Raw genomic sequence first — 22801 nt, 5'->3', positions numbered from 1 at the left:
GCAGGACAAATACATGAACTATCCGTAACTATATGAAATTTTAGCTATTGCGAGTAAAAAATTTTTCCCCTACACTGGGTATGCTCATCGTTGCAAAATGAACTTAATAGATGATGGGTGCTTGATTGAATTTTAGGAGACTTCTTATGCGTTATGCTAATCCCAATACACCCGGTGCAAAAGTTAATTTTAAACCTCAATATGAAAACTTTATTGGTGGCAAATGGGTTCCCCCTGTTAAAGGTCAATATTTTGACGATATTTCTCCTGTTGATGGTAAGGCTTTTGCTAAAGTACCTGATTCGACAGCAGAGGATATCGAATTAGCACTGGATGCAGCTCATGCAGCCAAGGATGCATGGAATAGCTCTTCGCCCACAGAGCGTTCGAATTTATTGTTAAAAATTGCGGATCGTTTAGAGGCTAACTTAGAGCTATTAGCAGTTGCGGAGACATGGGAAAATGGTAAGCCAGTACGTGAGACTTTGGCAGCCGATATTCCATTAGCGATTGACCATTTCCGTTACTTTGCTGGTTGTATCCGTGCACAAGAGGGTGGGATTAGTGAGATTGATAAAGATACCATCGCCTATCATTTCCACGAGCCATTAGGGGTAGTGGGACAAATTATTCCGTGGAACTTCCCCATTCTGATGGCTGCATGGAAAATTGCCCCTGCATTGGCAGCTGGTAACTGCATTGTATTAAAACCAGCAGAGCAAACACCAGTGAGTATCCTGGTGTTGGTTGAGTTAATTCAAGACTTATTGCCTCCCGGTATTTTGAATATTGTCAACGGTGATGGGCCAAAAGTAGGTAAACCATTAGCAACAAACCCTCGTATTGCCAAGATTGCCTTTACAGGTTCTACTGAGGTCGGTAAGTACATCATGCAATACGCTACTGAGAATATTATCCCTGTGACCTTGGAGTTAGGTGGTAAATCTCCTAATATCTTCTTTGAAGATGTGATGGACAAGGATGATGATTATCTAGATAAAGCCTTAGAAGGTTTTTCTATGTTCGCCCTTAACCAAGGTGAGGTATGCACTTGCCCATCTCGTGCCTTAATTCAGGAAAGTATTGCGGATGCCTTCCTAGCTAAGGCGGTAGAGCGTGTTCAACGCATCAAAACAGGCCACCCATTAGATACAGAAACAATGATTGGTGCACAGGCTTCTGATGAGCAGCAACAGCGTATTTTACGTTACCTCGATATTGGTAAGAAAGAGGGAGCAACAGTACTCACTGGTGGTGGCGAGCGTAAAGAGAATGATGCAGGTGGTTTCTATATCCAACCTACGGTGTTCAAGGGCAGTAACACCATGCAGATTTTCCAAGAGGAAATTTTCGGCCCTGTACTAGCCGTGACTACGTTTAAGGACTTTGATGATGCGATGCGCATTGCCAATGATACTATGTATGGTCTTGGTGCTGGCGTATGGTCTCGTAATGGTGCGATTGCTTATAAAGCAGGGCGTACAATCCAAGCTGGTCGTGTATGGACCAACTGCTATCACTTGTATCCTGCTCATGCTGCATTTGGTGGCTATAAGAAATCAGGTATTGGTCGTGAGACCCATAAGATGATGTTGACACATTACCAACAAACGAAAAACTTGCTGGTAAGCTACTCACCTAAGGCATTAGGGTTCTTCTAATAGTTGTTCAACTGAAATCGCTTCCATCCCATATCGGTGGAGGCGATTTTTCTGTATATGTGTTGTTATTTAGATTGCGTCAGTGAGATAGACAATATCCCAATGATATTCCACAAACTGAAGTATCAGCAATTTTCTTTTAGTGCCTCTTTGTCTAAAATCACTTTATCACCTATCACCAACGCAGGTACACCGATGTAGCCATTGGTTTTGGCTTGGTCAAAAGCTGGATGGTGATCGCGTAGTTTCATAAAGCGTTTAAGGCTTGCCATGCTTTCGAGGATACTGACGTTTTCATATTGAATGTTGAGGCGATTAAGTTCTGCCACAAAAGGTTCTGTATCAGGGCAAAGATGTGCAAAAAATAGGGTAGGTGTTGTCATCGTTATTTTCCTTCATCCTTAGGACATATCAAGTCCTAAGGTGCTTTTGTTAGGCGAACATGCTATACACGCATTCTAATAACGTTAATGCCAGAATGATATTGATGATTTTGAAATGTTTGACATAAAAACTCTGCAATAAAGCTCCTGCCAAAATCCAGATACAGGTAGCGATTGTGCCTAGTGTGGCAATAGCGATTTCAACCAGTAAAAGCACATGCAGATCATTGCTCCATTGCACGATAAAACCGGTGAGTGCAGTGATACCAAATAGGTAGATTTTGACATTCACAAATTGCAGCATAAAGCCTTTCATAAAGGAGCTACTTTTCGCCGTATTTTCATCGGGAGGAGGGCTAACAGCAATACGATAGGCTAACCACAGAATATAGGCTGCGCCGATGTATTTCAGTGTATCTAAAATAGCTGGAAGAAATGTTCCTACACTATAGAGAAATAAGGCACAGAGTATTTGTACAACATAGTATCCCGCAAAAATCCCAAAAAAGAGGGGGCGTCCTTTTTTCCAGCCATAATTGGTGACCGTATTAAGGGCTAATATATTGCCCGGTCCCGGTGTTAAGGCATTAATGACACAGTAAATAAGAAAATGACCTAAAGCATACACAGACATAGTGAGAAACTCCTTTTTTGTAATTGTAAAAGAAGCTGTACTTATATAGGTAATGCTTATTTTTTATATGATTGCATAGCTTTAAACTATGTTTTGAACAGGGATGAGTGATGGTGTCAAAGAATAATGCCGTTAAAAAGAGTATGGTCTACATTTGTCGATGATGAATGAGGAGGGAGTTATGCATGGAAGCTATATTTGTCAATGATGAATGAGGGGGTATGTGCTGTTAAAGCATGGAGGATATGGCATAAAATAGCCTCTTTATAGACGGGGGATGTAAAGGTTATTTTTTTAAAAACAAGAGTGTGGTCTAAATTTATAGAGTAGGGATGAGAGGTTTGTGTTGTGCCGTTAAAGCATGGAGGCTACGGCATAAAATAGCCTTTTTATAGACGGGGGATGTGAAGGTTATTTTTCAAAACATTGGGAGCGATGACAAAATAAGTCCTGTTATGATTTTCAGGGAGCATATTTTTTTAACTCCTCGATGTAGATATGTCCTAGTGGGGATAGGGGTTGATGATGCCGTAACACATAGCCAATGGTCATTTTTTCTTTTTCATGTAGAGGGAGGGCAATAATATTATCCCCATGAAGATATTTAGGAAAAATACCACTGGAAATCGTATAAGCGTTTAGACCCAACATAAAATTGACAATGGCACCCCTGTCGTTCATTTTGATTTCCTTGTCAACTGGTATGCGACTGAATAATTCTTCTGCAAAATAAGCAGACTCATAAATTCCTTGGACAAAACGCAGTCTAGGATAAGGAGTTAAATCGGTTAATTTCAGTGATTTTTTTCGTGCCAGAGGGTGATCTTTTTGTAAGAATACATGTGGTTTTGCCTCAAATAAGGGGAAAAAATCTAGCCCTTTTTCTTGGAGGGTTTTACGAATAATGGATTCATTTTCTTGAGATAAATAAATTACCCCTAAATCGCTGACACTATTTTTGACATCATCCAAGATTTGGTGAGTACCTGTTTCGTTGAAGAAAAATTCATAACGGTCTTGTCCGTATTGTTTTACCAGCTCCACAAAGGCATTTTCGGTAAATGTGTAATGCTGGGTAGAAACTCCAAAACGAAGCTTGGCGGGCAACGCTGAAATGTATTTGTTCTCCATTAACTCCACTTGTTGTAATACTTGTCTGGCATATCCGAGGAACTCTTGCCCCTCTGCTGTGAGCGTTACCCCTGCCCTTGTACGGATAAAAATCGTGAGGTTTGCCTTATCTTCCACCTCTTTGACTGCCGTAGAAAGGCTGGGTTGTGAGATGTGCAACTGCTTGGCTGCTTCAGAAATAGAGCCAATCTCAGCGATGTTGACGATATATTTAAGCTGTTGAAGGGTAAAGTGCATGGAGATGAAGCAAAAAAGAGAGATAAAAAGTATTGTTAAGAGTATAAGCGGTTTATGGCATTACGTGAAGAGCTTTGGCATGGGAAGTAGGGGGGATTTGCTTGTTTAAAGAAGTTATATCCCTTATTTGAGTTATGAAATACGAGTGATGTAAACGATATGGCATGAAAATAGGGGCTATCCTACCCATCGTTATACGTACCAGTATCAATAAACCAAACGATATGCCATGAAAATAGGGGCTATCCTACCCATCGTTATACGTATCAGTATCAATAAACCAAACGATATGCCATGAAAATAGGGGCTATCCTACACAAAAAGCGAGCATTCTTATGGGGCAATTATGTTTATTTACTCGCTAAAATTTCAGGAAGTGTTGCTTCTAACCATTCAACTAAATTAGCTACCCGAGAGGCAGCCTCTTCCCCAAAATGCGTGAGTGTGTATTCTACATGAGGCGGCACCGTATCGTAGGATTTGCGAGTTAGCATATTATCGGCTTCAAGTTGTTGTAGTGTTTGCGTGAGCATACGTTCACTAATCCCCTCAATAGCAGAGCGAATTTCGCTAAAGCGTTTTGTGCCACTTTTGAGTACGAGTAATACTAATAATCCCCAACGACTACTAAGGCGTTGTAAGATTTGACGAGAAGGGCATTGAGCAGCAAGCACATTGCCTGGACGCATAAGAGAAGAGGGAGAAAGTGTTTTGTTTTCAGTCATCACTAATCCAATAGTATTTGTCTTTGAGCCAATATTACCTTGTTTGTTAGCCGTCATCATACAGATAGTTCCATGTCACAGATTTCTGTGTTAAGGGTTTCTAGGTTAAGGGTTTCTAGGTTGGTTTTCACGCTTACTATGCTTGTGATAATTTCAGTACTACGGGTAGGCAATACAGGTGTATTCTACAGCAATTCCCTGAAACACAGCATTTCCCTGTAATACAACATCTTCGCGAGTACTATTTTTAAGGATGCATGTTGTAGTCGAATTTAAAATGAACATATTTTGTAGACATATTCAGGATGGATAGGCTTTATAGTCGAAAAAATTTAGAAAAAATTTAAAAAAAATTGCATACTTACATTTTTGTAAGTACTTACTTTTAGTAAGTAACTTATCTATAATAACACAAGACGTAAGAAAAATGTGTTTTAGCAATTATGTGTGTTTGTGTTTAATACGTGTGAATAAGGAGTTCAATATGAAAATTGCTGTGACAGGAGCTACTGGTCAATTAGGTCGTTTTATTGTTGAGAAATTAAAAGCCAAAATTGGGGCTGATAGTGTCACTGCTCTTGCCCGTCGTCCAGAGGTAGCTAAAGGTCTAGGGGTTGAGGTGCGACTTGCTGATTATGATTGTCCAGAAACCTTAGATGCAGCTTTGCAAGGGGTTGATAAGCTGATGCTAGTATCTTCTAGCGAAGTAGGTAAACGTGAACAACAACATCGCCATGCCGTGAACGCCTCCAAGAAGAATGGTATTCAACATATCGTTTATACAAGTATTATTAGAGCCGATCAATCAAGTTTGGTTGTAGCAAAAGAACACCCAGCCACAGAAAAAGATATCAAAGACTCCTTGATTCCTTACACGATCTTGCGTAATGACTGGTATCACGAGAATTACACCGCTTCTGTGCCTGCTGCGATGGCAAATGGTGCGTTTTATGGATGCGCGGGAGATGCAAAAATTTCTTCTGCTGCTCGTGAAGATTATGCAGATGCCGCTGTGGCAGTGCTATTAGACGAAGGGCATGAAAATCGGGTTTATGAGTTGGCTGGCGATGGTGCTTATACCTTGACAGAGTTGGCAGCTGAAATTAGTCGTCAAACAGGTAAATCCATTCCTTATGTTGATTTAACAGAGGACGATTATGCAGCTGCTTTAGTAAAAGCTGGTTTTTCAGACTTTATGGCGAGGTTGTTTGCTGGCTTTGATACTAGTGCTAAACGAGGGGATTTATTCTGCGAGAGTAAACAATTAAGCCAGCTGATTGGTAGACCCACAACCCCGATTGCGGTGAGTGTTGCAAAAGCATTGAAAACTCAGTAGAGAAATAGGGGTATGGCATTTTAAAATGCTAGTAATGCCTGTCATTTCTGAATCTCAAGGAATGGCAGGCTTTTTTATTAAAGAATTTCCTGTCCTTAAAGATAAAGGAATGACAGACTTTTTATTAAAGCATATCTGTGTCTGAATCTAAAGGAATGACAGGCTTTTTTTATTAAAGAATCGGACTAATAGTTGCTAATAAGTTGTACCAAATACGTCTCCAGTTTGACCATTGTTGGACATGTTCATGATGAACAGGGGAACTATCTTGGATGTATTGTTGCTGCCTTTGTAAAATGTCTAGTGTTGTTTTCTCATCTTGCAGCAAAATGTTATTTTCATAGTTAAGGTCGAAACTACGTAAATCCAGATTGGTTGAGCCGATGAGGGATATTTTTCCATCTATAGTGAGTGTTTTAGCATGCAACAAACCTTTTTCATACTCATAGATATGGCAACCTGCAGTGAGTAAACGGTTGTAGTGACAACGGCTGACCCCAGCTACCACCCAGCTATCATTGCGCTTAGGGAAAATTAGGGTGACCTTAACACTTTGCCATGCCACGGTGCAAAGTGCTTCAAGGACAGCTGCATCAGGGACAAAATAAGGGGTGGAAATAGTCAATGTTTTTTTGGCACTATTGATGAGTGATACTAGAAATTGTGAGGTGCTATATTGTCGTTCAGTTGGGCCTCCTCCCATGATATGAGCAGGAAAGCCTTTTTTCGGAATAGTCGTTAGTGGTAGGGTAATTTGACTAGGAGATTCATGTGTGGCGAGCATCCAATCCGCCAAAAACAACATTTGCGTTTGTGTCACAATAGGTCCTTCTAGTCGAAGCATAATATCTACCCAAGGGGCATATTTGGCTTTAATAGCAAAGGCTTCATCAGCACAGTTTTGGCTACCACAATAGGTGATTTTTCCATCAATCAGCGTGATTTTGCGGTGATTACGCAAATCAGGACGGCGTAAAAATATCACCCACCATGGAGATAGCGGTAAACTGATGCCTGTTTTTACCCCCGATTGCTGCAGTTGTTTCCATGTGGCTGAGCGAAGAAAGCGACGACTTCCAATAGCATCAACAAGCACGCGACATTGAACGCCTCGTTGTGCCGCACGAATAAGGGCTTGCGCAACTGCTTTTCCTGTATGGTCATCTAGCCAGATATAGTAGAGAACACTGACACTCTGGGAAGCATTGTCAATGTCTTGAATAAGTCGAGTGCGAGCTGAATCTCCATCGGGCATTAGCTCGGCTTGATTATTGAGGACAGGATAGAGCTTGTTTATAGAAGTTAAGTAGCGAAAAGGGGCTTGATAGGAAGAGGCTATCAATGAAAGATTTTGTGATTGTCCCAGATAACGAATACCAGCGTGCTGTGCATAGTGTTGATAAATATGCTGGTAGGTATTGTGATAACGACGACGTGTTAAGTCATTGACCCGAGCAGAGCCAAATAAATAGTAGAGAATGTATCCCCCAACAGGAAAAAGAATAATCGCCATAAACCATGCCATACGGGCTTCAGGACTGATGTCCTCACGTACAGCTACACACCAAATGACAGAAACAGCGATGACAGTGTGAAAGAAAGCAATCCAAGAAAGTGTGGAGAGAAAAGGCATGGTGGCTTACATCTCATATCCAGGTTTTTTCAGTAAGCAATCAAGAGCAGGCTTAATTTCTTTGTCATATACCGTTGATTTCCATTGTTCTGGCTCTACTTCCTGATAGGCAATACTAATGCTTTTGTCAGTGGTTTTTAGGTGTTCACGAATCACAGCACATACTGCTTCAGATAGCTCCTGTAGTTCTGCTTCTGAAAGATTTTTAGGATAGCCTTTGATAGAAATATGGGGCATGGTGGTTCCTTGTAGAGTAAAGTGCTATTGTAGCACTGTGTTAAAGTTGATTTTTCATGAATAAAAATATCACAGTATGAACGAAGGGATGTTTAACTTTATATTTAATGCTGTGTGTTATGATAGGTAGTCAGTGGTGGGTATGCTCATAATAAAGGATACAGCATGAAAAAAGACTATGATGACGGTGATTTACAGGACATCATTCGTTATTCTGAACAGTTAAAAGGGAAAAGTTTTCTGGATGTATTAGAACAAGAAATTTCCACACAAGAAGAATTGCAACAAGTGATACACAAAGAAAACTCATCTCGAAATAAGGGGGAATTAGGAGTTCTGCTAGAAAAGCACTTTTATGGTTATGAGCCAAATAGTCGACAAGAGGCAGACTTCCCTAAAGTAGGTTTAGAGTTAAAAGTAACTCCCTATGAGAAACTCAAGAAGCAGCGTAATGGAAATGTCTGCCGGGCAGGAGAGAGGCTTGTTATTACAAAAATTTCATATGCAAAGCAACCTACTACCGAGTTTGATTTGTCGGACTTGCAAAAAAAGATAAGTAAGATGCTTGTGGTATGGTATTTGCGAGATAAAGGAGAGAGACGATTAGATTATCGTATTAATCACGTGTATTACTATGATTTATTTTCTCAGTTATTAGCAACAGATTTAGCAGTTATTCGCGAAGATTTCCGAATTATCATGAGAAAAATCATAGCTGGTTTAGCACATGAGTTGTCGGAGAGCGATACTAGATATTTAGGAGCTTGTACTAAAGGAAGTACAGCAGAAAAAAGTTTACAGACACAATATTACAACCCAGAAGTCAAAGCAAAGGGTAGGGCGTTTTGTCTAAAACAATCTTACATGACCTATGTGCTTAATCAATATGTTCTGAGCGAGGGAGAAAAGCTTGAGTCCATCTTCTCGGAAGGTTCATTTAGTAAAGGCTCATTTGATGATGAGGTGCTTGCTAAGATTAATGTTTTTATGGGCATGTCAGAGCAGGGACTGTATAACCGATTTGGTTTACAGAATCATTCAGCTAAGCAAAAAAATAAAATGCTAGTTAATCGTATGTTAGGAATCAATACAGATGCAGCAGAGTTTAGGAAAGCAAATATTCTCGTAAAAACAATTCGTGTTAAACATGATGGCAATCCTTGTGAAGCGATGTCCTTTGCTAATGTTCAGTTGAGTGAGTTTGCTAAAAGAAGAAATGGTTTTGAGGAAAGTACGGTATATCAATTTTTTGAAGAAACCAGATTCTTATTTGTGATTTTTAGGCAAAAAGAAAAGGGTGGTGATTATATTTTGAGTGATGCAATGTTTTGGAGTATGCCATTTGAGGACTTGAATATAACACTGAGAAAAGAGTGGAGAAAATATGTCAACGTTATTGCTGAGGGTGTTGTTTTTGATGTTCAGAAACTCAAAAATGGTGAGGATAGGATTTTGAATAATTTACCAGGAGAGAGTGAGCTGAAAGTATTTCACTTGCGACCTAAAGCCCAACATGCTGCGTACTTAATCAATAATGTGAAATATGGGAGAGGAAAAGATAAAGATATGGATAGTCTGCCAAATGGTGATAAAATGACGCGCCAGTGTTTTTGGCTAAACAAAAGTTATATCAAAAAAATTATCTCTCGAAAATCTTAGGGTTGTGTTATGGAACTGACAGTTGCTGAACTATTTGCTGGTGTGGGTGGGTTTAGAGTTGGTCTAAACCATATCACTGGTCATGACTCAGAAGGCAGGGCCATAGAAAATGGGGATTGGGCATTTGTATGGGCCAATCAATATGAACCATCCACAAAAGTTCAGCATGCATTTGTTTGTTATACCAAAAGATTTGGGGAGGCCCATCACTCTAATGAAGATATTAATAAAGTTGATAAGAACGCTATTCCAAATCATGCCTTATTAGTAGGAGGTTTTCCTTGTCAAGATTATTCTGTTGCACGTTCTTTGGCGAATGAAAAAGGAATTGAAGGAAAAAAAGGGGTATTGTTTTGGGATATTAAGGCAGTAATTGAAGCTAAAAATCCTCCTTTTGTTTTACTTGAGAACGTGGATAGACTCTTAAAATCACCTTCCTCGCAACGAGGTCGAGATTTTGCCATTATGTTAAAAACATTTGATGCGTTGGGTTACATTGTTCATTGGCGTATGTTAAATGCGGGTGACTATGGTATGCCTCAAAAAAGACGAAGAGTATTTATTTTAGCTTTTAAGAAAACAACGCGTTTTGCACAGGCATTTGATTTGAATACCTTAGATTTGGAAAAAGATAATTTTTTCAATGAAGTATTTCCAATTTCAGGCATTGCTAAAGGGAACAGTATTTTATTAAACACTTATCCTAGTGTTCTGGAGGTTTCTTCCTTTTATAAAGATGGTAAGTTCGCAGACATGGGAATTATGCAAAATGGCGTGGTATTGCAAGCCAATGCTATCGCTTGTGTTGAAAAGGTATATCCTCTTAGTAAAGTCATTGAACAGGCTAGTCAATTACAAACGAATGCAGCTGATTATGCCGTACAAGAAGAAAAACTAGAAAAATGGAAAGCCTTAAAAGGAGCCAAGAAAATAGAGAGAACTTCTAGCAATGGGCACAAGTATGTTTATAGTGAGGGTTCCATGTCGTTTCCTGAGAAAATGGATGAACCAGCACGAACGATGTTAACTAGTGAGGGCACACTAAATAGGTCATCTCATATTATTTTTGATGAACAATTAGATAAGTACCGCATATTGACACCGTTGGAATGTGAGTTGATTCAAATGTTCCCTGCTAATTGGACAGATACTATGCCTGCTAGAAATCGATATTTTATGATGGGCAATGCTTTAGTAACAGGTATTATTAGTCGCTTAGAGCCTAAGCTAAAGTCAATTATTCAGGCAGAGTAGTGTATATTGTATTCACAGCACAGCAATCAGTGCATCTACCTCTTTCATCGTAGTTGCCCAGTCAGTTGCTAAGCGAATGACAGTGTGTTGGTCATCGTATTTTTCCCAGAAACTAAAAGCGACTTTTTGCTCTAATTCTTTCAGCTTTTCATTATTTAGAATACAGAAAATCTGATTAGTGGGTGTTTGAAAGTAAAAAGTGTAGCCTTTGTCTTGTAGCGCTTTTCTGAGCTTATCAGCACACTCGATTGCGATTTTACCAATTTGCAGATATAGATTATCTTTGAAGAGTTCTCCAAACTGAATGCCAAGTAAGCGTCCTTTTGCCATTAAAGCACCATGTTGTTTGATCATCGTGAATAAATGAGGGATTTTGTTTGGGGCGGGAATGACCACTGCTTCACCAAACAGTGCTCCGCATTTTGTCCCACCAATATAAAAAGCATCACAAAGTTCCGCTAAATCTTTGAGCGTCACATCATTTGCAGGACTGGCGAGTGCGTAGGCTAGACGAGCACCGTCCACATAAAGGGGTAATTGGTATTGATGACAAATGGCTCGGATTTGCTGTAGCTCTTGCTTGGTGTATAAAGTACCGTATTCTGTCGGTTGTGAAATATATACCATCCCCGGCATGACCATATGAGTATGGGTGCTATCGTTATAAAAATCTTCTAGATAGTTACGTAAATCTTGTGGGCTGATTTTTCCATGCTGGTGGGGGAGGGTCAATATCTTATGACCATTTGCCTCGATTGCCCCTGCCTCATGGGTGCTGATGTGACCTGTTGTTGCAGCAATAACCCCTTGGTAGGATTTTAAAAAGGCATCGATCATCGTGGCATTGGTTTGTGTACCTCCCACAAGAAACTCTACTTGTGCAGTATCGCATCCACAGGCTTGGCGAATGCTTTCTCTTGCTGCTTGAGAAAAAGTGTCTGTGCCATAACCAGCCGACTGCTCCATATTCGTTTCGACAAGGCGTTTGATAATGTTCGGGTGCGCCCCTCTGGAGTAGTCGTTGGCGAAGAAAAGTTTAGTGTTGTTCATGTGAAAAATTTGTTTGGAATGTTCGGGTGATTGTTAAGCAGCAAGGTCGATTGATGCTATTGGCTATGCCATTATTCTACTGTTTTTTAGGAAAGTGCAGAGAGACTCTTGTAAAAGAATTTCTATTCAAAGGGCTTTATCTCTCGAAAACCTTATCCAAAATTTATTTCCTTTTGTTCTTAGCCGTTTTTTCTATTTGTGCTATTTGCTCTAAGTACGCTTTTTCTACATCACTCAAGGTTTTTCCTTTGTATTTTCTATATTCTGTGAGGGCTTTTTCCTTGGCTTGCTCCGTAGATATCTTGCCTGCATTATTGAGTACCGCTCTACCTGTGGATGCTAAAATAGTATCCAGTTCACGCAAATAATCTGCCATACGCATTTCTTTTTGTTCGATAGCGTTTAATTCTGCTAAGTCAAAGTAAGCGGCAACCAAGTTATTCAGCACTTTTAACTCTTTTTCATTTAAACAAAGTATAAATTTCTAATTATCTTTTTATATTTTCTTAAATGCTCGTAAAGCCTTATTCTATGTGCTTTCGAGTATTTTTACTGTAGGAAGATACTTCACGTTTCTTTGCATATTTCCTCATGTCTTAGCTGTCAGAAGTGGTAAATAAGTAGTAAATTCATTTGTACTACTAAGCAACAAGACGCTCCTGTTGCTTCTCTTTATTCAAGCGTTTCATTTCTGCCATTGCAGAATCGAATGTTGCATGTGCGTAATAGTTCAGCGTCATGGCTATATTAGCATGTCCCATAATGTACTGTAATGCCTTTGGATTCATTCCTGCATTTGCATAGTTGGTACAGAATGTATGTCGCAAACTATGTGGAGTGATGTGTGGCAATTTATCCTCGTTATACTTATTGTATTTCTTAACAAGACCTTTCATCATGCCGTTGTAATCACTTGCCACTTTTGGATAGTTCTTTCTATTAAGAAAGAGGAAATCACTATATCCATCAATCTCAACACGCTTATCATTCTTTCGATTCGCTAACACTCGCTTAAATGCTTGATAGGCTTCTTCAACCATAGGAACTTGACGTTCGCCACTTTTGGTCTTTGGTGTTTCAATGTAGTACCCAATTTCAGTATCTCTCAATAGCTGATGGTCTATATTGACAAGACGATTCTCAAAATCTAAATCTGGAAGTGTCAAACCACCAAACTCTGAAATACGAAGACCTGTTTTTAAGAGTATCAGAATTTCATCATAATTTTTGCTGTAGGTTTTATCAGCTTTTGCAAAGGCTAACAGTTTTTCTTCCTGTTCTTCTGTTAGTACGGTCTTAGGGACAGTATCATCATCAAGAACTGCTTTCAGTTGAAAGTCAAATGGATTCTTCCGAACACAATCATCTTGTATAGCAATATAGAATGAAGCCTTTAAAGAACGTTTGTAGTTATTGATGGTTTGATAAGCATAACCATTTTCACTCATTCTAATAGCCCATTCTTTAGCGTCTGATGGCTTAATACTGTCAATACTTCTTACACCTAACTTGTCTTTCTTCAAAATATCCATAAGATATTTGCGTCCAGTTTCAGTGTTTTTTCTAACCTTTGGTCTTTGAGCGTTCTGTTTTGCGTAAAGCTGGCAGAGTGTCATTTTCTTTCCTACAACATCAATACCATCATGAATGTCTTTCTGTAACTCTGCGATTTTCTCTCTAAGTGAGATACAATCACGCTTTCCTGCTGGTACTCGGTCTGTAGCCACAAGTTTCCACGAGTAAACAAATTGCGGTTCTCCAAATGAATCTATATATTTGTATAAGTATCTTCCGTCTTTTCGTTGGCTCTCTCCAGTCTTTAAGATTCGACCTTTATTGTCACGTCTTTTTTCTGACATGGCATTTGCTCCTTTCCTTTATGGAAAGAGCCTTGATACGACTTAATACTATTTTATCATATACAAGACCCTTTGGCGACGCTAGATTGCGTCCAATGTATCTATAATTTTTTCAAATTGTTTTCGTTTAATCTGAATACGATTGCCATTCATAATCAGCCAATTTGCATTTTTATTTTCCTCTGCCAAGCGTCGTAGCTTGTTTTCGCCAATACGAAAATATTTTGACGCTTCTTCAATGGTTAGGGTATAACGTTCCCAAATAGGAATGTCAGTCTGCTTCATAAAATCCTCCTTTCCAAATCACTTATTTGGATTTCATAAAAGTTGTTTTACCAGCAATCGAACAGCTTTAGCAAAGCTCACGGGAGTTCCACCCCTGCATGGTTCTCATGTAGCCATACTCATTGCCTGCGACGGTTTTATCACGCTCGGACTATTGACTGTATGGGAGTATCATTATCACGATAAGAATGTCGTTGCAGGCAATCCTGCTAAAGATTGCTTCTCGGATCACTAACATGAATCGCTCGCTATCTTTATAAGATAGGTCATGGCGGTTAGTTCCGTTGGCTCTTTTCTTATCGAAACGTATTCGATTACTTTTATTCAGTTTTCAAAGAACAATGGCTCGTTAGCCTATCAAAACACATTGAAAGCTCAATATGCTTTGGTGGAATAACAAACCTCCCTGTTCGGGAAGCGTGGAATGGTTTAGCACGCTTCCACGAAAGGAGAGAGGATATTACTTAATTTCAAATGACAAAATCTTTGTAATCAGTCTGGTTTCCATTCTTCCACGTAAGACTTCATCAACGACCATACTTTGATTGCCATATTCATCTTTCATAAGTCGTAGGGAACGCTTCGTTATGTACCCTCTGTAATGATGTAGAATCTGGTTAATCGCTTCGGTATCGCCATCTGTTGCCTTTACAATGAGAGGAAAGGGAATCATAGGATATTGTGTTTTCATTCTTCAAATTCCTCCATAAACTTTTTAATTAAGGCTAGTCCACTGGTTCTATGCCGATAGACAGTAGAACGGTTCAATTTCAACAGGTCTGCAATTTCTGAATCGCTCATGTCCATAAAGTAAAACAGCAGTAGAATTTCACGTTTCTTGTCTGGCAACTCACGTAATGCTTCACTCAACAAATCATTTTCAACGCCTACTGATAACCCATTGAGTGTAAAAATCTGAAAGTCAGTTGAATAGTTATCTGTTGTCGCAAACTGGCTAACAAGATAATCGCCAACATCCGAAAAGGACACCTCACGCTTTGCAATCCTTGAAAGATAAAGCATATAATTCTTTCGCTCGTCTTCCATAGCACGTTTACAGATATAGTCAAACTGATTTTCTATTGTGGTCTGAAAAGAAGATGGTTTCATGTTTCTCACCCCCTTTCTGTCTAGGAAAGGAAGTGAGCCTTGCTCGTTTATCTCCTTTCACTCTTAGTCCCAATGTGAAAGGGGGATTTGTTGCATTACTGATAAATAAACTTTGTAAAAAAGTTCTGAATAGCCAAAAAAGCATATAAACAGATTTATTTCTCTGTTTACATGCTTCTGTTATTCTATCTATATGATTTATAAAACCACATTGGTGGACGTACTTATCTATTGCAGATAGACGACTTTTTTTGACAAGAACCCAATGTAAGGAAATTTATTGTATATGATGTACTTCATGGCGACGTTGACCTCCAACAAACCGCCATTTGGAAGTAATATACAATATTTTAACAGCGTAAATAGCACTACCATATAACGGTTTTTTTTATTGGCGTTTAGTAGTGCTTTTTATTAAATATAAACCTATAAACCATATAACACGTTTTTCTATACCTGTTTTTAATTCAGTAGGAACAATAAAATGTATAGAGGTGGTCTACTATGCGTAAAAAAGAAGATAAATATGATTTTAGAGCCTTTGGTTTAGCCATTAAAGAAGCTCGATTGAAACGAGGTTTAACTCGTGAACAAGTGGGAGCATTGATTGAAATTGACCCACGGTACTTAACTAATATTGAAAATAAAGGGCAACACCCCAGCATACAAGTTCTTTATGACCTTGTATCGTTACTTCATGTTTCCGTTGATGAATTTTTCTTACCTGCTAATAACTTGGTAAAAAGCACCCGACGATTACAGATAGAGAAATACATGGATAGCTTTACAGACAAAGAACTATCCTTAATGGAATCTTTAGCCAGCGGTATCAACGAAGCAAGAAACATCGAAGACTAATTAAAAGAATCCATACATAACGGAAAGAGCCGATAAAATGAGATTGTATTAATCTCATTTTATCGGCTCTGCGTCTTTGCGTCTGGCTCTGTAATCACAGTTACTTTGAACTGCTTTATTTCAATTAAATTTTCTTGTCTGCATTTCGGACAATAGAGGGGGAATTTTTTTAATTCAGTATCTTCCCTTATCTTTAATCGTGTTTTATTTCCACATACAGGACACAATATCCACTTGTAGTTTATAATAACTATCTCCTCCTTTACACTTTAATTCAAATCTTTATTAAAAAATATTTCATCTTATTTAACAAGAAACCATATTTATATAACAACATAAAATACACTAAGTTATTTTATTGAACATATATCGTACTTTATCTATCCGACTATTTGGACGACGGGGCTGGCAAACAGGTTCACCGGTAGTAACATGGTACCCTTTTAACTCTGTTAAACAAACACTACGTCCATTTGTAAAGAAAGTTAAATCACTACGATATTCTTGAATACACCGAGCAGGGATTTCTCCACTAAGAATGACCTCATTATTTTTCAATTGAGTGTCTACGATGTTCGCACAATATTTAGGAGCATCGTTGTATGCTCGTGAAAGATATTCCTGTGGCGCATAAATTTTAAAACTAAGATATGGCTCTAACAATTCTGTTCCAGCTTTTTTTAAGACTTGTTCCAATACAATAGGAGCAAGCATCCGAAAATCTGCTGGGGTACTAACAGGGCTATAGTATAAGCCATACTTAAAACAGATTTTACAATCCGTCACATTCCAACCATATAATCCTTGTTCGCAACCATAGCGTATCCCTTCCATAACTGCATTTTGAAATGATTGATTTAAGTATCCAAGAGAAACCGAGCTCTCATACTGCATTCCACTTCCCAACGGAAGCGGTGATACAGATAAACCAATGGAAGCCCAGAAGGGATTCGGTGGCACTTCGATGTGAATGGTATACTCTGCTTTTTTTAACGGTCTTTCCATATAAATGACTGTAGGCTTTTTTATTTTTACCTCCACATGATACTTTTCTTGCAATAGAGCACAAGTCACTTCCATTTGTACTTTCCCTAAGAAAGAAAGTATGATTTCATGTGTCGTAGAATCCACATAATATTGTAGAAGCGGGTCACTGTCGGAGATTTCTAAAAGTGCATCAAGTAACATTTCCCTTTGTTGAGGTTTGCTCGGTTCAACAGTTGTTTGCAGCAGAGGGAGCGGATTTTCAATTCTCTCTCTCTGTGGCAATAGCTTTGTATCTCCAAGAACACTATTTAGCTTCAAAAACTCATTTTGCAAAATAACAATTTCCCCGGAATAAGCCTTATCAATTTTACATAATTCACCATTTATTGAAGTATACATTTCTGTAATTTTTATTTTTTCCTTTTCCGATATTCTAACCGAATCCCGCAAATGCAGGATTCCGCCATAAAGGCGTACATATGCAAGACGTTGTCTTTCTTCCGAATATTCAATTTTGAAGACATTTCCGCAAAGTTCAGACGGACCTCGATGTGTTGATGAATAAAATTTATTCGTAATCACTTCTATAAGGTTATCAATCCCTATATTGTTTTTTGCACTTCCGTGATAAACAGGGAACAGGGAACAATTATGAAATCTTATGCTTTCCTCTTGTTCGAGTTCCAATGCTTCTAATGATTTACCGGACATATATTTCTCTAAAAGGTCATCGTTTCCCTCTATTACCGTATCCCATTGTTCAGATTCGGTAAAGTTCGTCACACACATATTAGGATACAGTTCTACCTTCTGTTTGATTACAATTTCGGCAGAAAGTTTCTCTTTAATATCCTGATAAACCGTTGATAAATCAATTCCATTTTGGTCAATCTTATTGATAAAAAAGATTGTGGGAATCCCCATTTTCCTAAGTGCATGAAATAATATACGAGTTTGTGCTTGTACGCCATCTTTTGCAGAAATCAGTAGAATTGCCCCATCTAAAACTGATAATGAACGATATACTTCTGCTAAGAAATCCATATGTCCTGGCGTGTCTATGATGTTCACCTTCGTATTTTCCCACTGAAAAGAGGTTATTCCTGTCTGAATTGTAATTCCTCTCTGACGTTCTAAAAGCGTATTATCCGTCCTCGTTGTACCTTTGTCCACGCTTCCTAATTCTGTAATCGCTCCACTGTTATATAATAAGCTTTCTGTTAAGGTAGTTTTTCCTGCATCAACATGAGCTAAAACACCTATATTAATAATTTTCATGTGATTTTCCTCCATTCAAAAGCCCAAAAGGGCATAAAAATCCCAGTGATAAATACTCTTATCACTGGGATTTTTATGCATAACCATAGGCATACAAAGCATACAGATATTCTCCGGATACTTTAGAATCACATGATAAAGGTATTCTTAAACTGGGTACAAAAAACTAAGCCCTCCTAAAAAAGGACATCCAATTATTTGTTCCCACTATCAAATTGACAGTTTATTTAAGAATACCTTGCCGCATATTTATTAACTCCTTTTAAATAGATACTTAAATAATAGCACGTAAGAGCATATTTGTAAAGGAATCTCCAATTTTTTATCAAAGAGAGTACGTGATTACAAAATAGCTGTAATAATGTACCAATATTTGTTATTCTATAATCTTCCAATTACTCCCGTTCTTTTCAAGTACCAAATCAAATTGAGATACCTGCGTTGCTTTGGTCTGCTGGTCGATATACTCCACTGTCAGCGATACCGTGACTTGATTATCCTTACGATTGTGAATAGGATTTACCAGTTCTTGAAAGATGTACTCTTTTCCGATTGGTTTTAATATCCCGTCATTCACATAGTAGGAAAGTTCACTGGCTGTCGCTGTAGGATAGAGCTTGAAGAACGTCGTTAAAAACTCATTGATTTCATTGGTTGTAATGGAATCAACCGTCCCCTCACTTTCAATGGCTTTTGGTTTATAACTTGATTTCTTAGGTATGTTGGTAATGGTCGGATTCTTAACCAGTACCATATTTCCAGAACCATCTACATAGACACTCACTATATAAGCAGAGTGGACGGTCTTTGTATTTTCTCCCTCTGTAATGAGCTGGTCTACACTGTAGGTTACATTAAACTCATTGTCGCCAGTTGGCTCTACCGTCCATATCTGAAATCCTCTTACAGAAGACGATACAGGAATATCTTTGCGTACTGTATCAACATTGAGAGCTTGAAGTTCATCTGTCAGATAGCCTTTTAGACTTTCCATTCGATTATCAATGGACTTATCGGATTGCTCCCATGAATAGTAGACTTTCGCAAAGTTCTCTACAAAATTTTCTACATGATGAGTATCAACGTATTCCTTTTCTATGATAGTTGTTTCGTGAATAGTATGAGTATCTATAGCTGTAAAGTGCTTGAATATCGCAAAGCTGAAACTAAGCCCTAAAAGTACCCACAAGGCAATCACAACCTTTTTATGAGGATTGACCTTATAGTAGACACGAGGTTTCTTTTCCTTTGGTATCTGTTTTTCTTTATTCTGATTTTTTCTAAATTTCATCATTAAATCTTCCTTTCTCATTGTTTGATTCGTCCTGCTCCCACTAAATGCTGTTGCCAGTAGGGGCTTGTTAAGTCGGCATAACCGATTGGGTCGCCTGCATGAAACATACGGTTATTGCCAAGGTATATCCCAACATGAGTAATATAAGAGCCAGCGTTATAGGTAGAATGAAAGAAAACCAAATCGCCAGCTTGTGCTTCCGATAGTGGGATATGCTGGGTCACATCATATTGCTGTTGTGCGGTTCGTGGTAAGTTAATTCCAGCTTTTCCATACGTCCATTGTGTCAGTCCGCTACAATCAAAAGAAGTAGTCGGGGAAGCTCCACCGTAAACGTATCGCCAGCCCTCATATTTCAGTGCTTCGTCCATGATGGCTTGTACCGTATCATCATCAAACTCTGTTGTGACAAGATACTGCGTTACCAGTTGCACATAAAACATATTGCCATAGTTGTATCGCCAGCCCCCATTGATAGGTATGGCTATGGGATTGGGGTAAGACACTTTTTCGCCACCTGAATACTCTTTTGAGAAACTTTGAGCCAGTTCAAAGGTATATTTATTTCCACGATTAGCCACATACCCTAAGAAACCACCACCATAATTGTAGGACTGGATAACCGATTCTAAATCTACACTGAGCCTTTCGCTACTGGCTAATAATTCACTGAAATACTTCACACCTTGCTTAATGGATTCTTCTGTACTCAATGAATTAGGTGGAAGACCGAGGGATTCCGAGGACTGCATAACATCTTCCGCAGTACCGCCCGATTCCACCTGTATAATCGCAAGAAGTATGTTGACATATTCTTCAACGCCATATTCTTTGGCATATTTTTCTACCATAGGCTTATGAGCCAGCACTTCTGCGGAAACATTCACACCTCCATAATGAATATTGGAAATTCCGCTGTCCTGTTCATCTGAAAATAAAATGGCAACAAACAGAAGCAGTGAGAAGACCATCAAGAATAATCCAGAACCACCAATCACTAAAGTTTTCAACTTCATGGTTTCTTACCGACTTTCTTAATGGTGGCGGTTTTGATTGGTGGTCTACTTCTTGTATTTTGTAGTGGTACTCTTTGAACAGTAGACGGACGTTCTTTTGTGATTGGACGTTGTGAAGTTCTATCTGCTGTAGTGGTTGAAGTTGCTGGCTTTTGAACGGTTTTTTCTTGAACGGTATTGCCTTGGCGTTCCACTTTTGGACTTGAAAAATCGGACTTAACTGCTGGACGCTCTTGTTTGGCTTGTTGAGATTCCTTATATGAAGTCTGAATATTAGACTGTTTTGAGGTCTGTTCATCATGATATTGTTCTTGTCTTGTAGTCGGTCTTTCATGAACAGAAGAAGCAGGCTGTTTTTTCTGTTTGACCTGTTCCATTTCAGAGCGACGCTTCGCAATGGTTTTTCGCCTTTGTTCCTGCTGTTCCTTGCGTCCACTGGCTCTGTCCGCTTTGGTTTGAGAAATACTACTGGTTAAATCACGGACATTCTCTTTTACTTTGGATTTTCCTTGATATACTGCATATCTTGCATTGGTCGGCAAATCTTTAACCTGTTCTTTCAAACCACTAGCAGTGTCTACCATTCTGTCTTTGGTATCAGCTACTGTACCGATGGTTTGACCGATACGTTTTCCAAGTGTTGATTTTTCCTTTCCGTCTGGTCGGGAGTGATCTGCTTGTGTCCTTGCAGAACTCCCCGAACCCGACTGTCCTTTTTTACCTGTAACAATGGCAGACCCAGCCCCTAGAGTAGTCATGGAACGTCCAAGTTTCCGCTGTAGACGGTGCATGTGAGCGTGCATAAGCATACGAGGTTTTCTCATCACACGACTTCCCACACTTTGAGAATCGTTACTCTGTAGAGAAAACATACTCATTAAATCGCCCAGCTTGAAGTAGATTCCTGCAAAGGTCACAATCTGTAGAAAAGCAATCAAAAAGAACGGATAACCAGCCGATAAGGTATAGAGCATGGTTGAAATACTAAATGCTGTCGTAATAATCAATGTGATTCCAGCTCGTGTCAAAATGGTATTAAAGAGCTTTGTTATGGCTCGTTTTGACATACCATCAAATGATGGAATCATGCTTAAAATAAAGCTCACAGGCAGAAACATAGCATAGATGATAAAAAGTACCTGCGAGAAAATCATGATTCCTGTTAATAGGAATACAAATATGGAAATCCCAATATTGAAGACAAATAGGAAGAAGACTGTACCTAAACGGTTAATGGTCTTTGTAATGGTTAGATTGGTATTGCTTCTGTCTTCAATTTCTTCCGCAACAATTTTTTCTCTGTCTTCGCCATTGTTGGAATCTGGGCTGGTGGAGAGCAGGCTTTCCACACGGTCAATACCGATACTTTCAATGTCTGAACTGTTGTATTGAAGCAGTAGCCACGGTTGCTGAACCTGTATGGAAAACAGGCTATCTCTGATTAAGTCCACGCTGTCCTTGCCTTGACTATCGGAATGGGGCATGACAATCTTCGTGCCAAGTGATAAACTGGCATTACTGATGTCTGATGAAAAGTCATTGATTTTTTTAATGTAGTCGGGAGCGTAGGCAATAAAGGAAGCCGATAGGATAAACACCAGCACAAAATTCATAATGGCATGAATTGCCTTTGTGGTTTCTCTCTTTATCAGTCCCGTATAGGCAACATAAACCCCAAGAACCAAAATCAAGAGTAAGAGGAATCCAACATAGAAACCCTCTGTTGAAAATCCGTTTGCACTCACACCAGCTAAGGTCTGCATATTCTTACCAATGGAATCTGCTGTAGCGGAAATGAAGTCTAAGGAATAGGCTTCCTGTACTAAGTAACCTGTCGCATTGGAAACATACAAACTGATTGTCCAAATAAAATTGGTAATGGCATATAGTCCATACATGACCTGTTTTCCAATCCCGTCCGACCAGTTCCACGGAAGCCAGCCCCAGCTATTATCCACATAAAAATCCAGTTGATAGTTTTCAAGTGGGTATCGGCTGTATTCATTTGCCACATTGACCGTATCATCTACCAAGCCCGCAGCTTGAACCACCGTTCCCAGCATGGCTAAAAGAAAAATGGCAATCACAAGTGTGAAAGCCACTGTCATTGCCACTTTACCTAGACGTTTCAGCGTCCAGTTTGATTTTATTCTGTTTACTATTGATGGTTTCAC

Annotated in this window: 23 protein-coding genes; 5 read left to right on the top strand and 18 right to left on the bottom strand. The window is 39.0% G+C overall.

The genetic code is table 11. The features are described 5' to 3' along the window. Positions 1–146: 146 nt before the first annotated feature. Positions 147–1661, top strand: a complete 1515-nt coding sequence (gene exaC, locus HKX40_RS02655) for an acetaldehyde dehydrogenase ExaC (protein ID WP_171588004.1) — start codon at positions 147–149, stop codon at positions 1659–1661. 125 nt (positions 1662–1786) lie between these two features. On the opposite strand, the gene HKX40_RS02650 is transcribed toward exaC, so the two are convergent. The 4 genes from HKX40_RS02650 to HKX40_RS02635 all read right to left on the bottom strand — a co-directional run bounded on the left by HKX40_RS02650 (position 1787) and on the right by HKX40_RS02635 (position 4831). After that, the gene (locus HKX40_RS02650; protein WP_171588003.1) at positions 1787–2044 is read right to left on the bottom strand and encodes a hypothetical protein; all 258 of its coding nucleotides are present in this window, start codon (positions 2042–2044) and stop codon (positions 1787–1789) included. A gap of 49 nt (positions 2045–2093) precedes the next feature. Next, positions 2094–2678, bottom strand: coding sequence for a LysE family transporter (locus HKX40_RS02645; RefSeq protein WP_171588002.1), 585 nt, complete (start codon positions 2676–2678; stop codon positions 2094–2096). A 462-nt stretch (positions 2679–3140) separates the two neighbouring features. Continuing rightward, positions 3141–4046: a LysR family transcriptional regulator gene (locus HKX40_RS02640; RefSeq protein ID WP_171588001.1), complete on the bottom strand. Its 906-nt coding sequence runs from the start codon at positions 4044–4046 to the stop codon at positions 3141–3143. A 350-nt stretch (positions 4047–4396) separates the two neighbouring features. Continuing rightward, a complete protein-coding gene (locus tag HKX40_RS02635; protein WP_343042930.1) occupies positions 4397–4831 on the bottom strand; it encodes a winged helix-turn-helix transcriptional regulator in 435 nt (144 codons plus the stop codon). A gap of 424 nt (positions 4832–5255) precedes the next feature. On the opposite strand from HKX40_RS02635, the gene HKX40_RS02630 reads away from it, so the two are divergent. Continuing rightward, complete coding sequence (locus tag HKX40_RS02630) at positions 5256–6107, top strand: SDR family oxidoreductase (RefSeq protein ID WP_171588000.1); 852 nt, start codon at positions 5256–5258, stop codon at positions 6105–6107. Between the two features lie 172 nt (positions 6108–6279). On the opposite strand, the gene cls is transcribed toward HKX40_RS02630, so the two are convergent. Both cls and pptA read right to left on the bottom strand, forming a co-directional pair. Continuing rightward, positions 6280–7740, bottom strand: a complete 1461-nt coding sequence (gene cls, locus HKX40_RS02625) for a cardiolipin synthase (RefSeq protein WP_171587999.1) — start codon at positions 7738–7740, stop codon at positions 6280–6282. 6 nt (positions 7741–7746) lie between these two features. Next, positions 7747–7977: a tautomerase PptA gene (gene pptA / locus HKX40_RS02620; RefSeq protein ID WP_171587998.1), complete on the bottom strand. Its 231-nt coding sequence runs from the start codon at positions 7975–7977 to the stop codon at positions 7747–7749. A 165-nt stretch (positions 7978–8142) separates the two neighbouring features. On the opposite strand from pptA, the gene HKX40_RS02615 reads away from it, so the two are divergent. Both HKX40_RS02615 and dcm read left to right on the top strand, forming a co-directional pair. Beyond that, positions 8143–9636 carry a Sau3AI family type II restriction endonuclease gene (locus HKX40_RS02615; protein ID WP_171587997.1) on the top strand — a complete coding sequence of 498 codons (1494 nt, stop codon included), beginning with the start codon at positions 8143–8145 and terminating at the stop codon, positions 9634–9636. Between the two features lie 9 nt (positions 9637–9645). Continuing rightward, a complete protein-coding gene (gene dcm, locus HKX40_RS02610) occupies positions 9646–10890 on the top strand; it encodes a DNA (cytosine-5-)-methyltransferase (protein ID WP_171587996.1) in 1245 nt (414 codons plus the stop codon). Between the two features lie 12 nt (positions 10891–10902). Here the strand turns inward: dcm and HKX40_RS02605 are convergent, their stop codons facing one another. The 6 genes from HKX40_RS02605 to HKX40_RS02580 all read right to left on the bottom strand — a co-directional run bounded on the left by HKX40_RS02605 (position 10903) and on the right by HKX40_RS02580 (position 15194). Continuing rightward, positions 10903–11940, bottom strand: coding sequence for a threonine aldolase family protein (locus HKX40_RS02605; protein WP_171587995.1), 1038 nt, complete (start codon positions 11938–11940; stop codon positions 10903–10905). A 163-nt stretch (positions 11941–12103) separates the two neighbouring features. Next, on the bottom strand, positions 12104–12418 hold the full coding sequence (rhuM, locus tag HKX40_RS02600) for a RhuM family protein (protein ID WP_171588075.1): 315 nt from the start codon (positions 12416–12418) through the stop codon (positions 12104–12106). A gap of 163 nt (positions 12419–12581) precedes the next feature. Continuing rightward, entirely contained in the window at positions 12582–13799 is a 1218-nt protein-coding gene (locus HKX40_RS02595; protein WP_001291561.1) for a tyrosine-type recombinase/integrase, read from the bottom strand. A gap of 81 nt (positions 13800–13880) precedes the next feature. Continuing rightward, a complete protein-coding gene (locus HKX40_RS02590; RefSeq protein WP_000814511.1) occupies positions 13881–14084 on the bottom strand; it encodes an excisionase in 204 nt (67 codons plus the stop codon). A gap of 460 nt (positions 14085–14544) precedes the next feature. Next, positions 14545–14775 carry a helix-turn-helix domain-containing protein gene (locus HKX40_RS02585; protein ID WP_000857133.1) on the bottom strand — a complete coding sequence of 77 codons (231 nt, stop codon included), beginning with the start codon at positions 14773–14775 and terminating at the stop codon, positions 14545–14547. After that, on the bottom strand, positions 14772–15194 hold the full coding sequence (locus HKX40_RS02580) for a sigma-70 family RNA polymerase sigma factor (RefSeq protein WP_000804885.1): 423 nt from the start codon (positions 15192–15194) through the stop codon (positions 14772–14774). Before HKX40_RS02580 ends, HKX40_RS02585 begins: the two co-directional genes overlap by 4 nt. Positions 15195–15698: 504 nt before the next feature. Between HKX40_RS02580 and HKX40_RS02575 the strand changes: the two genes are divergently transcribed. Further along, the gene (locus HKX40_RS02575) at positions 15699–16052 is read left to right on the top strand and encodes a helix-turn-helix transcriptional regulator (RefSeq protein ID WP_001227347.1); all 354 of its coding nucleotides are present in this window, start codon (positions 15699–15701) and stop codon (positions 16050–16052) included. Between the two features lie 59 nt (positions 16053–16111). Here HKX40_RS02575 and HKX40_RS02570 read toward each other — a convergent pair whose 3' ends face one another. From HKX40_RS02570 to HKX40_RS02545, 6 genes are all read right to left on the bottom strand, one after another. Next, positions 16112–16279, bottom strand: coding sequence for a cysteine-rich KTR domain-containing protein (locus tag HKX40_RS02570; protein WP_000336323.1), 168 nt, complete (start codon positions 16277–16279; stop codon positions 16112–16114). A gap of 118 nt (positions 16280–16397) precedes the next feature. Then, positions 16398–18317: a tetracycline resistance ribosomal protection protein Tet(M) gene (tet(M), locus tag HKX40_RS02565; protein WP_171587994.1), complete on the bottom strand. Its 1920-nt coding sequence runs from the start codon at positions 18315–18317 to the stop codon at positions 16398–16400. Positions 18318–18332: 15 nt separating this feature from the next. Next, a complete protein-coding gene (locus HKX40_RS02560) occupies positions 18333–18410 on the bottom strand; it encodes a tetracycline resistance determinant leader peptide (protein WP_078372222.1) in 78 nt (25 codons plus the stop codon). Between the two features lie 283 nt (positions 18411–18693). Then, the gene (locus tag HKX40_RS02555; protein WP_000975335.1) at positions 18694–19611 is read right to left on the bottom strand and encodes a conjugal transfer protein; all 918 of its coding nucleotides are present in this window, start codon (positions 19609–19611) and stop codon (positions 18694–18696) included. Positions 19612–19625: 14 nt separating this feature from the next. After that, positions 19626–20498 carry a bifunctional lytic transglycosylase/C40 family peptidase gene (locus HKX40_RS02550; RefSeq protein WP_001102924.1) on the bottom strand — a complete coding sequence of 291 codons (873 nt, stop codon included), beginning with the start codon at positions 20496–20498 and terminating at the stop codon, positions 19626–19628. 125 nt (positions 20499–20623) lie between these two features. Beyond that, entirely contained in the window at positions 20624–22801 is a 2178-nt protein-coding gene (locus HKX40_RS02545) for a CD3337/EF1877 family mobilome membrane protein (protein ID WP_000804748.1), read from the bottom strand.

It is taken from the genome of Pelistega europaea (assembly GCF_013133775.1).
GTDB lineage: Bacteria > Pseudomonadota > Gammaproteobacteria > Burkholderiales > Burkholderiaceae_B > Taylorella > Taylorella europaea.
The sequence above is the reverse complement of the archived record's forward strand: the minus strand, read 5'-3'. Positions and strand labels throughout refer to the sequence as shown.